Source organism: Lentzea sp. NPDC006480, assembly GCF_040611995.1.
Classification (GTDB): domain Bacteria; phylum Actinomycetota; class Actinomycetes; order Mycobacteriales; family Pseudonocardiaceae; genus Lentzea.
In genome coordinates this window covers 1-14508 of record NZ_JBEXPJ010000211.1, presented here as the reverse complement: position 1 = coordinate 14508, position 14508 = coordinate 1, and the positions used below count along the sequence as shown (strand labels likewise).

Here is a 14508-nt window from a genome sequence, read left to right as displayed (position 1 = left end):
CACGCCGCCGGTAGCAACGCCCGCTCCGTCCACGAACGACACCGGCGCCGGCACGTCCGGGAGCGCGTTGACCGGTACGCACACCTCCGAGTTCCCCGACGTCGACGCTGACGGCCGCGTCCAGGACGACGAGGACCGGGCAGGTGGCGGCCTTGTGCTCCAGGGCGGCGCACCAGGACCACTGCCCGGTGTCGACTCCGTCGTCGTGGTGCGGCCGGACGACGCAGTGCAGGACGCCAGCGCATGGGACACCGGTGGCGTGGACTTCCTGTTGGCAGGCATGGTGATGCCACTTGTCGCGGCCCAGTCCGACAAATCGGGCTGGGACTCCGAGGGGCCACTGGTCGACGTCGTGCTTGAGGAAACCCCGTTGTGGGAGCCGGAGCCCGCGCTCGCCACCTACCGGCGCCGCAAGGCGGGGGAGGAAGGGACCGCAGTCGTCGACAGCTTTGTGCCGGCGGCGTCGTGCGGGGACGAGCACTCGATGCCGGAAGACCAGCGGGAGGCCTGGCTGGCCGCGGAGGCCGAGCGGGCGGAGCGGCTCGAGCGGGGCGAGGAAGAGGACGAGGACGCCGAACTGGAGGAGCGTTCCGCGTCCGATCTGCTCAACGAGAGCAACACGGCATGGGGCAACTCGAAAGCCACGAAGCTGACGGGGGTCCTCGAATGACGATCGATACCGGCAAGGAGCTGGCCTGATGGCGACCCAGATGGTCAAACGTGCCCCCAGGGTCGCCGGTCCCGAGATGCCGACCGGGCAAATTGAGCTGCAGGAACCCCCTGTCCTCGCCGAGCCCGCCACGCGGGACCTCTCGTCCATGATGATGGTCCTGCCCATGGGCCTCGGCTCGATGGTCATGATCCTTGCCTTTTCCGGTGCCGGTGGCGGTTCGCCGATGACGTACGTCATGGGTGGCGGCATGGGCATCGCGATGATCAGCATGGGTCTCGGACAGATGGGCCGGGGGGCAGGCGACCGCAAGAAGAAGATGGCTGCCGAACGTCGGGACTACTTGCGCTACATCGGCCAGATGCGCACCCGCACCCGCGCCACTGCCGACGAGCAGCGGGCGGCCGTCCTGTGGAACAACCCCGCTCCGGCGTGGCTCTGGTACGTCGCCGGGGGCTCGCGGCTTTGGGAGCGACGGGCGAGTCACGAGGACTTCGCCAGGGCGCGGATCGGACTCGGCTCCCAGCAGGCGGCGCTGGAGCTGGTGCCGCCGACCACCAAGCCGGTCGAGGACCTCGAACCGCTCTCGGCGATCTCCTTGAGGCGGTTCAGCGAGGCCTACCGGACGGTGGCCGGCATTCCGATCGCGGTCGGGCTGCGCAGCTTCACGAGCGTCGAGTTCGCGGGCGACATCGACAAGGCGCTGGGACTGGCCCGTGCCGTGCTCGCGCAGCTCGTCACGTTCCACGCCCCCGAGGAGCTGCGTATCGCGGTGCTCACCTCGGAGGAGACCAGGACCGAGTGGGACTGGATCAAGTGGATGCCGCACACCGCGCACCCGACGGCACGCGACGACGCTGGTCCCATCCGGATGCTCTCGTGCGATCACGACGAGCTGATGGACTTGCTGGGCAAAGAAGTCACCGATCGCGGCCCACACGACAAATCCGCGACGCCGAGCAACTCCGAGCCGTTCATCGTCGTGGTGGCCCACCTCGCGGCCGTGCCCGAGTCGTCGCGCCTGTTCGACGTCGGGCTGCGCAACGTTGTGCTGCTCGACATCACCGGCATGCTGCCTGGTGGCGCGAAGGTGCTGCGGCTGACCGCCGTCGAGGACCGAGTCGAGTTCCCGTCCGGTGACGGCACCGGCGTTGCGACGCGAGACGAGCTGAGCCTGGTCGAGTCCGAGGTGCTCGCGCGAACGCTTGCGCCCAAGCGCACCAGCGGCACGGTCGAGCTGGTCGAGCGGTCGCTGGACTCCGACTTCGAGCTGACCACGTTGCTGGGCATCCGCGACGTCAACACGTTCGACATCAACCACCAGTGGCGGCCCCGCAACGCCCAGCGCGCCCGGATGTCCGTGCCGATCGGCGTCACGGAGGAGGGCGAGGTCGTCGAGCTCGACCTCAAGGAATCGGCGCAGGGTGGTATGGGCCCGCACGGCCTTGTCATCGGTGCCACCGGTTCTGGCAAGAGCGAGCTGCTGCGGACCCTCGTGCTGGGGCTCGCGGCGACGCACTCGTCGGAGATCCTCAACATGGTCCTGGTCGACTTCAAGGGCGGCGCGACGTTCCTCGGTATGGACCGGCTGCCGCACGTCTCCGCGGTGATCACCAACCTGGCAGATGAGCTGCCGCTGGTCGACCGCATGCAGGACTCGCTCAACGGCGAGATGATCCGCCGACAGGAACTGTTGCGTGTCAGCGGTTACCCGTCTTTGTTCGAGTACGAGAAGGCCAGGGCTGCGGGGGAGCCGCTTGCGCCGTTCCCCACACTGCTGCTCGTCGTCGACGAGTTCTCCGAGTTGTTGGCGAGCAAGCCGGAGTTCATGGACCTGTTCGTCTCGGTCGGCCGTCTGGGCCGCAGCCTCGGGGTGCACCTCCTGCTCGCGTCCCAGCGCTTGGACGAGGGCCGCATCCACCGCGTCGAGGGCCACCTCTCGTACCGGATCGCGCTGCGCACGTTTTCCTCGATGGAGTCCCGCAGCGTCATCGGTGTCGCGAACGCCTACGAGCTGCCGCCGGAACCGGGCAACGGCTACCTCAAGATCGACCAGACGAACCTCGTCCGCTTCAAGGGCGCCTACGTCTCCGGCCCGGCGCCGGTGCCGATGGCGGAGTCCGCTGTCGAGGAGAAGGCCGCCCAGGAGATCGTGCCGTTCTCCACACACGCCAGGCCGTTGCGCCAGCTCGTCGTCTTGCACGAGGAGGAGGAAGCGGAGGAGAAGGAGGCCGACACGACCGGCCAGGTCAACGCGACCGGCCAGGTCAACACGGTCAGCCTCGCCGAGGCTTTCATCGGCAGGCTCCAGGGCGCTGGTCCCGCCGCACGCCAGGTGTGGTTGCCGCCGCTCGCCGAATCTCCCAGCCTCGACTCGCTGCTTCCCAGCGTGCTGCCGGACCAGTTTCGCGGCATGAACGTCGAGGACCGCACGATGCAGGGCAAGCTGCGTGCACCACTGGGCATGATCGACCGCCCCTACGAGCAGGTGCGCGAGCTGATGGTCGCCGATCTGTCCGGTGCGGACGGTCACGTGGCCGTAGTCGGCGCGCCTCACTCGGGCAAGTCGACCCTGCTGCGCACGCTGGTGCTGTCGCTGGCGATGACGCACACGCCGTCGGAGATCCAGTTCTACGGCCTCGACTTCGGCGGTGGCGGCATCATGTCGATCGCGGGCCTGCCGCACGTCGGTTCGATCGCGACCCGACTGGAGCACGACCGCGTGGTCCGCACGATCGCACAGTTGCTGCTGCTCATCGAAGCCCGTGAGTCCACTTTCACCAGTCGCGGCCTGGAATCGATGGCGGCGTATCGGGAAATGCGACGCACTGGTGAGATCGACGACCCGTACGGCGACGTCTTCCTGGTCATCGACGGTTGGTATACGGTCAAGCAGGACTACCCCGATCTCGAGCCGCGGATCAACGAGCTCGCGGTGCGCGGTCTGTCATTCGGCATCCACGTGATGATCGGCGCGAACCGCTGGTCGGAGATCCGGCCCGCACTGCGCGACGTGATCGGCAGCAAGTTCGAGCTGCGGCTCGGCGACCCGATGGAGTCGGAGGTCGGGTCCCGCAAGGCACAAACCGTGCCTTCGCAGCCCGGTCGCGGCCTGACACCCACCGGCATGCATTTCTTGTCCGGTCTGCCCAGGATGGACGGTAGCTCGGACACGGAGACCATGGCGTCGGCGACGAAAGCGCTTGCCGAAGAGGTCGCGACGTTCTGGCCGGGCCAGTCGGCCCCACCGGTGCGGATGCTCCCACTCCTGTTGCCCGTCACCGATCTCCCGAGCCCAGAGGGTGACCTCCGAATTTCGATAGGCCTGGACGAGCAGAGGCTGGAACCGATCTGGCACGACTTCGAGCAGAACTCGCACCTGCTGGCGTTCGGTGATAGCGAGACCGGCAAGACCAACGCGCTGCGCTTGGTGTTGCAGCAGGTCATGTCGCATTACGGGCCGGACCAGGCGAAGATCCTTCTAGGCGACCCCAACCGGCAGCTCGACACGTTCGTGCCGGAGTCCTATCGGGTCGGTTACTCGATCACCGGTGACGGCTTGAAGGACCTGGTGGGCAAGGCTGCGGTCTCGATGTCTCGCCGGGTTCCCGGCGAGGACGTCAGCTCCGACCGGCTGCGCAGGCGCGACTGGTGGGAAGGGCCGCAGTTCTTTCTCGTGATCGATGACTACGAGCTGTTCGGCATGGGCATGGGTTCCCCGATCGAGGCGTTGCTGCCGATGCTCGCCCAGGGTGTCTACATCGGACTGCACGTCATCATCGCGCGCAGTACTTCGGGCGCGATGCGGGCGCTCAGCGACCCGGTGATTCGCCGGATGTGGGAGCTCGGCACGCCGGGCATCGTCTTCTCCTATCCCAAGGAGGAGGGCAAGTTCCTCGGGGAGGCTATGCCGCGCAAGTTGGCGCCAGGCAGGGCACAGCTGGTGAACCGAAAGGGAGTCCGGCTCGTGCAAACCGGGTACGTGCCCGTTCCCGTCCCGTCCGCGACAGGCGGTGGGGGATGGCAGTGATCGAGACCGCGACGAACGACCGCGACAAGGGCAAGAGGCGGAGGCTGTCATGACGAATGTGCAAGCCGAACTCTGCCGCATCACCGTGTACGGCCCAGCCGGCCGGGCCGATCTGGCAGTGCCCGTCTCGATTCCGGTTGCGGGCCTGCTGCCGGTGCTGCTCAAGCACACCACCGATCCGAACGACCACATCGTGGCGGGTGTCGAGGTCAGCGGTGAGCGGTCGTGGGTGCTGCAGCGGCTGGGTGATGCCCCGTTGGATCCTGAGGGGACGCCCGAGACCCTGGAATGGCTGGAGGGCGACACGTTCTACCTCCGCCCGGCGGCGAATCCGTTGCCGGAGCTGGCTTTCGATGACATCTCCGACGGCATGGCGGTCGCGCTGAGCCGGCAGAAGGACCGATGGAAGTCCGAGTTCAGCCGGTGGATGTTCCTCACCCTGGGCGTCGGTGTGACCGCCGTGCTGGCCGTGCTGGCCGTCGGTGCGGGCTCAAGGCTCGGCGCTGCACTCATGTGCGCCGTCATCGGCGTGCTGCTCGCTGGTGTGTCCGTGCCGGTGTCGCGCAAGATCGAGGACCAGCCGCTCGCGCTCGTGTTCGCGGTGCCGGGCCTTGTGCACCTCGCCCTCGCTGGGGCTGTCTCGGTGAACGGGGTCGACGCTGCGTTCGACCTCAACCCCAGCTCGGTCGCGCTGGGCGGCCTGACCTTGGCGGTTTCGTCGGTCGTGCTGCTGTGCGCGTCTACGTTGTGGGCGCCCAAGCTGCCCGTGGTGCCGCTGGGGGTGCTCATCGGCGTGGGTCTCGCCGCGTTCCTGGGCATGCGGGCCCTGCTCGACCTGGAGCTGCCGCCCGCGAGCGTGGCCGGGGTCTGTTCGGTGATCGCGCTGGCGGTGCTGATCGGCGTGCCGAAGCTGGTGATTCGGATGGCGCGGCTGCGCGGGCCACAGCTGCCGCGCACGGCCGAGGAGCTGCAGTCCGACATCGACCCGCTCGACGCCGAGATGATCATCGCGCGTACCAGGAACGCCGACCGCTACCTGACTTCGTTCATGGTCGCCGCGGCGCTGGTGTTCACGTTCAGTTACCCGGCGCTGTTCAAGGCGGACGGCTGGGCACCGACGGCGCTGGGGATCCTGGTCACGATCTCCGCGCTGGTCCGCTCCAGCGGCTTCCTCAACGCCTGGCAGCGGATCGCCCTCGTCGCAGCCGGTGCGATGGGCTGCGTTCAGCTGCTGCTCGCGTTCGGCGACCTGCTGACGTTGGTGCAGCGCGTAGTAGTGATGTCGGCGGTGCTGGTCACGCTGATCGCGCTCGTGCTGGCCGTGCTGCGCCCGCAGACGCGTCGCCTCGTGCCGATCTGGTTGCAGCGAGCGCAGTGGATCGAGTCTCTTGTCGCTGCGGCCACCATTCCGGTGCTACTGCAGATCCTGGGCGTCTACGCCTGGGTGCGCGGATTGGGCGGGTGAGCTCGTGCAGACGCAGAAGGACCAGGTCCACGCCTACCAGTTCCTCATGCAGCGGATGACGACGGCGCTGACGGTCGGCGACCCGAGCATGATGGAACCACCGACCAGGCGCGGACGCTCGGGTCTGCTGACAGGCGCGATCATCGCGTTGCTGATCGTGATCGGCTTCGGCGTCTACGGGCTGATCGTGCCCGGCGGCAACACGGTGTGGCGGCAGAAGGGTGCCATCCTCGTCGAGAAGGAGTCCGGCACCCGGTACGTCTACGTCAACAACGTGCTGATGGCGACGCCGAACCTCGCGTCCGCCATGCTGATACAGGGACCGGGTAACAGGGTCACCACCATCTCGCGCGAGTCGCTGGAAGGTCTGCCCCGCGGTCCGCAGATGGGGATTTTCGGCGCCCCGGACACGGTGCCGAGGCCGCAGGAACTGGTGCCACCGTCGTGGCTGCTGTGTCCGACCGTACCGGTCGGGGGCGGCAAGCCCGGTGTGCTCGCGGACTTCGATCCCGGCCAGAAGTCCGAACGGATGGCGGATGAGCGGTACGCGGTGGTCCAGTCCGCCGATGGCAAACTCTATGTGATCTGGAAGGACACCAAGTACCGAGTCCCGGACGTCAACTCGCTGGTGGTCTTCGGCCTGGCGGCGACACGTGCTCCGCGCGTGCCCGATGTGTGGCTCAACATCATCAAGGACGGCCCGGAGCTGAAGGCGGCGATCATCCCGGGCGCGGGGCGTGCCGGCCAGACCGTCGCGGGCAGTCCCCGAAGGATCGGTGACTTGTTCACGCACGATCCCGGCAACGGCACCGAACAGCGATACGTCTTGGCGGACAAGGGACTCACACCCCTGTCGACGACCGAGTACGCGCTGTTGAAGGCTCAGACGGCCCAGGCTCCGGTGGCTATCGACGCTCAGCAGATCCTCACCGCGCCGTTGTCCTCGGACCAGTCGATGCTCACCCGCCTGCCGGACGTCGTGGGCAAGAAGCCGCTCGACGAGGAGATCGGTGACCCGTGTCTGAAGCAGGAAGGCAGGGGCGCCGACGTCATCAGCTACATGGTGACCGTAAAGGGCGCGCACAAGTGGATTGCTGGCGTCTGGATGCCATCCAACCGAGGGATTCTGGTGGCGGAGCTGCCGATCCCGAACGGGCAGAAGGAGCCTAACCGCTACTTGATCACCGAACGCGGGAAGCGCTACCTGATTCCCGACAACAACTCGATCCAGGCACTCGGCCTGGGCGGTGTGCAAACGGTTCCGATGCGAACCGAAGTGCTGTCCACTATCCCGGCGGGCCCCGTGCTCACACGCAACGCCGTGGTCGTTGAAAAAGGAGGATGACGGCTATGGCGATTTTGGCCCGCGACCAGGAGACCGGAGGCGGTGAGTTCGGGCTGACCAAGCACACCATCGGCAACGCGCTCGTGGTCCACCCGGTGGGCAACATGACCAGGGCGGCGCAGAACCTCGCGCTCAACGTCGCCGCGGACATCGAGAACGACCTCGTCGTGGTTGATCTGCCGGCGAGCTCACCGATCTCGCTGTGGGAGTCCCTCGCGCGGGTGCTGCCCAAGCGCAGGCGCGGTGTGCGCCTCGTGATCGGCGGCCGCTCGCGGGAGACCACGGCACTCGCAGGTCATTGGCTGGCAGAACGACTCAAGCGCCCCGTGCTCGTCCCGGACGGGCAGGTGTTGTGCGGCGCGGGCGGGTCGTTGTTCGTCCACTCGGGACCGAGCAGCGGCTGGGTCCGCTGCAGTCCCGGAAAGCCGCCGAAGCTGGAGGCGAAGCGCTTTCCCAGGCCGCACTGGGACGCGGCGCTCATGTCGGAGAACTTCCCGACCAGTGCGCGCGGCATCGCCGAACCGCTGCCCGGCGGCCTCTGGATCCGTCCGATCGGCGACGACCCGAGCCTACGTGCCAACCGGCTGCGCCTGATCGAGATCATGCCGTGCCAGCCCGACCTCATCGGCGTTGTGCTCGGTAGTCCCGGTGGCGTGCCGCTCAGCCAGGACGACGTCGCCCTTATGTGGCGTGAGCTGCCGGAGCACCTGCACGATCGCGTGCGCTTCGTTCAATACGGACCTATGTCCGTGCCGCGCGGCGTACTGGGCCAGACGATCGCAGACAAGCTCGAACGCGAGGTCATCTTCTTCTCCGGCATGCCGATTGGTCCCGCTGTCGCGCCGGAGATCTTCACCGTGCGCCAGGACGGCACCCTCGGCTGGCACGCGTACGCGCGTGAGATGAAGTACCAGCCACGGGGCTCGGAGAACGAGGAACCCAAGGTCCCCACCGTGGTGACACACCGCTCGCCGATGCCCGGCGCCCGCGAGCTCTCGCCGGGCGTCTACTGGTACTCGGTCGACGCGGTCGTGGAGGTCGTCCAGTCCGGACTGCTCGTCCGCCCTCCCGCCGCGACCACGAACGTCGAGGCGATCCGGTCGATCCCGGCCGACCCGTCGACCCACAACCTGATGTACGAGGCGGAGACCGAGGCCGACCTCGACCGCATGAAGTACCTCGCGACCGATCTCTCGCAGTGGCTAGGCGACTCGGTGCGTCCAATGTCCCGCGTGCTGCACGCCCGATCCTTGTTGCACATGCAGGCCTGGACCTCCTCACACGTGGCAGCCGGCTTCGCGGACACCGCGACCTCCGCTGGAATCTTCGACGGGCACGAAGACGATGCGTCGATCGTAGTGATGCCCGCCCCTTTAGAGATGACGACGGTGATTCGCGCGCCGTCGGTGCCCAGCGTTGAACGGGCTGAGGCCATCGGGACTGAGCCTGTCGATCTGGAGGGGGCTCCGGCTGCCGGCCATGCGGACACCGTCTCGCCGGGCATCGTGTCCGCGCGACTGGACGCTGCGTCGCCGGACGAGGTATCCGCTCGGCGGGATCTCGTGGTACCGCCTACTGCTCCGCCCGGCCCGAACCTGTCGCCGTCGCACCCGATCGCGCTACCCGCATCGGTGGCGCCGCCGATGATCGAGTCGGCTCCGGTCGTGTTCGACGCGCCTGTGCAGCATGACGGCATGGCGCCCCAGCCCGGGCCCGCGCAATCCGAAGCGGAGCCCTCGGCCGTGTCTGGCCCGGTGCCCGCGCCACAGCTTGGCGCGGAGGCTGTGCTCGACGCGCAACCCGCCGTCCAGTCCAAGCCGGCCGCCGTTGCCATCGCGCGGCTGCAGCCCACTCCCAACCCGGAGGCGACCGGCCTCCTGCCCAAGCGGGGCATCGAGGACGAGCGCGCCTGGCTGCGCCGTACGCTGGCCGCCGAGTACGGCGTGCTGTCGAACTCGGTCGCTCGCATTCTCTCTGAGCATCCCGGCTTCCAGGGCGCGCTCTCGCGTTCGTCCGCGGAGGTGCTCACCGACGCGGTCGCCGTGCAGCTCTACCTGACCGGCCGAGGCAAGGCCGTCGACGACGCGCTGCGGACCGCTGTGGTCGGGCCACACGTTCCGTTCGCACGTTGTGTCGTGTCCGGCTTGAGCAGGCTGCCCTCGCATCGCGGTCCGGCGGTGTTCGGTGCGTCGCCCACGCCTGGCGAGTGGGACCTCTACCGCGACCACAAGCTGGTGACGGAGTGGGGGTTCCTGCACGCGCTCACTGGACCCCGTGCCGACGAGGACAGCGAGGTCGATGTGCTCGTGTGGTCGATGACCGCGCGGCGCACCAAGCTCCTCGAGGGCCAGAACGGCGTGCGGGAACGCGTGTTATTCGTGCCAGGCACCAGTTTCAAGGTGCTGGAGATGATCGAACCGCAGGCCGAGGGCACCCGTGGCCGGATCCTGCTGCGCGAGCTGACCGCGGTCGAGATCGGTACTGACGGTCGAGTTGACCCGAACCGCATCTCGCTTGACGAGCTCGCGCTGAACTCGTTGCGCAGGCAGGCGGAACAGTGGACTGACGGTGCGCTGCCGGTCCAGGTGGACCCTGCCGCGGCCGACCGTTTCGGCGCATTGCCCGGCTTGGCGTGAGGATTGGTGAACCGATGAACCGACAGTTGCTCACCGTCGCGGGCGACAGACCGGGCGCGTTCCCCTCCATCGGCGCCGCGCTCGGGAGCGCGCTCCCCGGCGCCATGATCTCGATCGCGCCCGGCCGGTACGAAGAGAACCTGATCGTCAGCAAGCTCGTGACGCTCAGCGCAGAGAACAGCTCCGGTGCCGTGGAGATCGTCGCGAAGCAGGGCAGCGTGCTCGTCGCAAGCGCGGAAGCCGTGCAGCTCAACGGACTGATCCTGCGGTGTGAGGACCCCCAGCTGGCTGGTATCGACGTGGTGCGCGGTGAGGTGGCGTTCGACAGCTGTGATCTCGGTGGCTCGTCCTGGGCGACGATGTACGCGCGCGGCACAGGTGCGATCGCGTTGCGCGGATGCAAGGTGACCAGCGCTGCGGGGGCGGGCTTCGTGACGTCGTCCCCGTCGGTCAGCACGATCGAGGACACGCAGATCGTCGACGTCGGCTCGTCCGCGGTGGTCGCGACCGAGCGCGGGTCCGTTGTGCTGCGCCGCTGCGTGATCACCCGGCCGCAGGGCAACGGGTTTTGCGTCAACGGCGCGGGCACGATCCAGGCCGAGCAGTGCGAGATCACCGGTGCGGCCAAGCCTGCCGTTGTGGCCGAGCAGCAGGGCAGTCTGAAGTTGTCGTGGCTCACTGTGACCGGTAGTCAAAACGTCGACATGTACCTCATGAGCAAGGGTCGCGTGTCCATTTCGGACTCGAAGTTCGACGGCGCGGCCGTGCAGTCCGCGCACATCGCGGGCGCGTCCGAACCGGTGTTCACCGGGTGCGCGTTCACCGGGGTCGGCCGTACCGCGATCCAGGTCAGCGGCGCGTCCGCGCCCAAGTTCGCCGACTGCCAGATCGGTGAGTCCCCGGTTGGCATTGCCGTCGACGAGGGCAGCTCGCCGCGGTTTGACCAGGTGAAGCTGAACGCCACTACGCAGATCGCCGTGCACGTGGGCAGCGAGTCGAATGCGGCGTTCTCCGGGCTGCGCATGGGTTCCAGTGCCGGGAGTGGGTTGGTGGTCGTAGGCAAGAGCACGATCCGGTTGTCGGACGTCGAGCTCGACGTGGCGGCCGAGACGGCTCTGGACGCCTCCGGCGGATCCACAGTGGACGCTTCAGATCTACGGATCAAGTCGACCGCGGAGACTGCGATCCAGTTCGACGGCGGTGTGCGCGCCTCACTGACGTCGTTGCTGGTGCGCGGTGGAGGGTTGCGGGCATCGGACACGCAGTTCTCCATGCAAGACAGCGAATTCGTCGGTGCTCGCGGGCACGGCGTCGACCTGCGGTCGGGTTCCGCGTCGACGCTGACGCGGTGCCGCGTGCTGTCGTCCCGGGGCACGGGTGTGAGCTTCTCGTCCGGGGCGGGTGGCACGCTGACCGAGTGTGAGGTCGTCGGGAGTGAGGAGGACGGCATCAGCCTGGACACCGCGGAGCCGGTGCTGCTGAGCCGTTGTGTGGTGAGGGGAAGCCGCGGGGTCGACGTGCGTCGGTTCGGTGAGGACCGCGTGACGATCGAGGAACCGGTCGGGGCGAAGGCAGCCGAGCTGCGACCGCCGTCGGTCGCAGCCACCGTGGCCGCGCGGGCCGACCGCGAGGCCGTCGCACCAGCACCCGCGCAGGGCACAGTCGCGGACATGTCGCTGTCGGGCCCACTGGCTGAGCTCGAGACCCTGGTCGGGTTGAGCGGGGTCAAACGCGAGGTCACCGGGCTGATCAACCTCATCAAGATGGCCCAGGTGCGCAAGGAGATGGGGCTCCCGATGCCCCCGATGTCGCGCCACCTGGTCTTCGCGGGACCGCCCGGTACCGGTAAGACCACCGTTGCCCGGCTCTACGGCACGGTTCTGGCCGAGCTTGGTGTGCTGGAGAAGGGCCACATGGTCGAGGTCGCGCGCGCGGACCTCGTCGGCCAGTACATCGGTTCGACTGCCATCAAGACCACGGAGGTGGTCACGAAGGCCATCGGCGGCGTCCTCTTCATCGATGAGGCGTACACGCTGTCGGCGCAGTCGGGCGGGTCTGGTCCGGACTTCGGTCAGGAGGCCATCGACGCGCTGATGAAGATCATGGAGGATCAGCGCGAGTCGATCGTGGTGATCGTTGCCGGGTATTCCGAGCTGATGGAGAAGTTCCTGGATTCCAACCCTGGTCTGGCTTCTCGATTCACTCGTACGATCGAGTTTCCGAACTACAGTGTTGATGAGCTGGTCACGATCACGATCAACTTGTGCCGCAAGCACTACTACGAGCTGACCGAGGACGGTCTGCAGGCGCTCACCGAGTACTTCGAGCGGGTGCCGAAGAACGCGGTGTTCGGTAACGGCCGTGTGGCGCGCAAGCTGTTCGAGGCGATGGTCAACAATCAGGCATCGCGGTTGGCGACGGCGCCGCCGTCGAAGGATTCGGAAATGAATCGTCTCAGAGCGGCCGACCTCCAATCCGAGCTCGACGTGCTGCAGACGACTGTTGAGAACGCTCTCGCCAGCGGTGAGGAGACGCTGGATCCCGTGGCGGCCGTGCAGAACAGCGTCAGTTGGAAGCGTTTCCTTTCGATGATCGGGCAGGGGGACATCCGGGAGGCTGCCGGCGCGAGCCTGGTGCGCCTGGTCACCCTGAAAAAGGCCAACCAGGCGCTGGGCAACGCGGCCAACGTCGTGATCGGCGGAAAGCGTGGCAGCGGCCGTAGTGAGGTCGCCCGTCTGTATGCGCAGGCGTTGTCGGAACTCCGTCTGGTGAGGGTCGGGCATGTGGTCCGCAGGTCCGTCGCGTCCGATCTGCTGGCGCACTGGCCGGGGCAGGCGGAAAGCTTGGTGCTGACGGCTTTCGAGGATGCTGCCGGTGGTGTGCTCGTGGTCGATCTCGACGGTGAGCTGGACTCCGATTTCACGCTGGAGGTGGTTGAGACGATGGCGAGTCAGATGATCCGGGGGCCTGCGGACCCGGTCGTGATCGTGCTCGGTGAGCACGGCCGGCTGGTGCCGTTGTTCCAGCAGGTGCGGACGTTGGCCGGCTGTTTCCTGGAGGGCTGGGACCTTGCGCCGTACTCAGTGGACGAACTGGCAACGCTTGCTGTGCGCGAGCTCGTTCGCCGTGGCCACCAGGTGCCCGACGAGGTGCGTGCGGCTGTTGCGCAACGCTTGGAGGGTGCCACGGATCGCGACACCGTCTATCCGGCGCATCAGCTCGCGCGCAGGCTGGCTCGCACGGCAGCGTCCCGTACGCTCGCTGTGGCGGATCTGCCGCCAGCCGCGGTGAACGCCGCGCAAAGCGGGCTCGGGCTGGCCTCCGTACGCTGATCTGTTGAGTCGCAACGGTTTGTGACGCGATCTCTGTGTTCAAACGGGCATGAGGGTCTGACCCAAACGGGCCAGGGTGACTGCAACCACTTGCTGTACATCTAGACCACCTTCTTTACTTGCTGTGACCCCTAGGGGTATCTGGTCGTTCAGTGAGGAGCCCTCGTGTCATCGTCGTTGCAAGACCAGCTCGAGCAGGCCCTCGCCGAATATCGGCAGAAGCGTGCGGACCTGCAAACGATGCAGGAGAAGATGGCGGAGATGTCGTCGACCGCCACCGCGCCGCGCAAAGTCGTGTCGGCGACCGTGGACACACACGGTCAGATCACAGGGATCGCTTTCCCCACCAACGCGTACAAGAACATGGCGCCGGCGGAGCTCGCGAAGGTTGTGCGCGACACCGTTCGCAAGGCGCAGACGATGGCGCGTGAGCAGTTGGTCGAGCTGATGGAGCCGATGATGCCGGCAGGCATGTCGATGCGAGGCAAGGAGCCGGGCAAGCTCGACATCGACCGTCTCTTCCCGGAGAACCCGGAGGACGGGGTCTTCTTCCGTGGGCTGAACGAGGGTTAGGAGACACGGATGCCGTCTGAGCCAGTCAACTGGGCAAGCGTTGAAGGTCTCCGTAGGGCCGCAGACAGGATCGCTCAGGAGAACCACAGGTTCGCGAACGTAATCTCCGCCCTCTATGCCAAAGCCAACTCCCTCGTCAACCCGGAGACCTTTGGTAGCGACAAGTTCTTCGCCCAGTGGCGCAAGAACGTCGGCGATTGGGACATGGGCGTCCGCGATGTCAATAAAAGCATCGAGGTCACCGCGCGCGGCGTCGACAGAATGGCCGATGCCGTGCACCTCACGGACGAGGACACCACGAATATGGCCGAAGGGTTCGGAAAAGCCGGTAAGGACGCGGCCGGGAGGTTCGGTCCCGGAGGAGGGGTGGCTGGCATCCCGCCACTTCCGGCTCCGCCCGCACCCGGTGGCGGCAACAACGGAGGCGGGGACGTCGGCCGCCGCCCCGGTCGCCATT

Annotated in this window: 8 protein-coding genes; all 8 read left to right on the top strand. The window is 67.2% G+C overall.

Annotated features, from left to right (window positions below):
* Positions 1 to 670 (top strand): hypothetical protein (locus ABZX92_RS41625; protein WP_355570991.1); only part of this gene is annotated, 670 nt, incomplete at its 5' end.
* Between the two features lie 28 nt (positions 671 to 698).
* On the top strand, positions 699 to 4700 hold the full coding sequence (gene eccCa, locus ABZX92_RS41620) for a type VII secretion protein EccCa (protein ID WP_355570990.1): 4002 nt from the start codon (positions 699 to 701) through the stop codon (positions 4698 to 4700).
* Positions 4701 to 4749: 49 nt separating this feature from the next.
* The gene (eccD, locus tag ABZX92_RS41615) at positions 4750 to 6165 is read left to right on the top strand and encodes a type VII secretion integral membrane protein EccD (RefSeq protein WP_355570989.1); all 1416 of its coding nucleotides are present in this window, start codon (positions 4750 to 4752) and stop codon (positions 6163 to 6165) included.
* Between the two features lie 4 nt (positions 6166 to 6169).
* Positions 6170 to 7510 carry a type VII secretion protein EccB gene (gene eccB / locus ABZX92_RS41610; protein WP_355570988.1) on the top strand — a complete coding sequence of 447 codons (1341 nt, stop codon included), beginning with the start codon at positions 6170 to 6172 and terminating at the stop codon, positions 7508 to 7510.
* Between the two features lie 5 nt (positions 7511 to 7515).
* Positions 7516 to 10146: a hypothetical protein gene (locus tag ABZX92_RS41605; RefSeq protein ID WP_355570987.1), complete on the top strand. Its 2631-nt coding sequence runs from the start codon at positions 7516 to 7518 to the stop codon at positions 10144 to 10146.
* Between the two features lie 14 nt (positions 10147 to 10160).
* Positions 10161 to 13478: a right-handed parallel beta-helix repeat-containing protein gene (locus ABZX92_RS41600; protein WP_355570986.1), complete on the top strand. Its 3318-nt coding sequence runs from the start codon at positions 10161 to 10163 to the stop codon at positions 13476 to 13478.
* Between the two features lie 165 nt (positions 13479 to 13643).
* The gene (locus ABZX92_RS41595) at positions 13644 to 14051 is read left to right on the top strand and encodes a YbaB/EbfC family nucleoid-associated protein (protein ID WP_355570985.1); all 408 of its coding nucleotides are present in this window, start codon (positions 13644 to 13646) and stop codon (positions 14049 to 14051) included.
* 9 nt (positions 14052 to 14060) lie between these two features.
* A partial coding sequence (locus ABZX92_RS41590) for a hypothetical protein (protein WP_355570984.1) occupies positions 14061 to 14508 on the top strand: 448 nt, incomplete at its 3' end.

Excerpts from the sequence above, each read along its gene's own strand:
- eccCa (WP_355570990.1), top strand. The coding sequence starts at position 699 with ATGGCGACCCAGATGGTCAAACGTGCCCCCAGGGTCGCCGGTCCCGAG.
- eccD (WP_355570989.1), top strand. The coding sequence starts at position 4,750 with ATGACGAATGTGCAAGCCGAACTCTGCCGCATCACCGTGTACGGCCCA.
- ABZX92_RS41605 (WP_355570987.1), top strand. The coding sequence starts at position 7,516 with ATGGCGATTTTGGCCCGCGACCAGGAGACCGGAGGCGGTGAGTTCGGG.
- ABZX92_RS41600 (WP_355570986.1), top strand. The coding sequence starts at position 10,161 with ATGAACCGACAGTTGCTCACCGTCGCGGGCGACAGACCGGGCGCGTTC.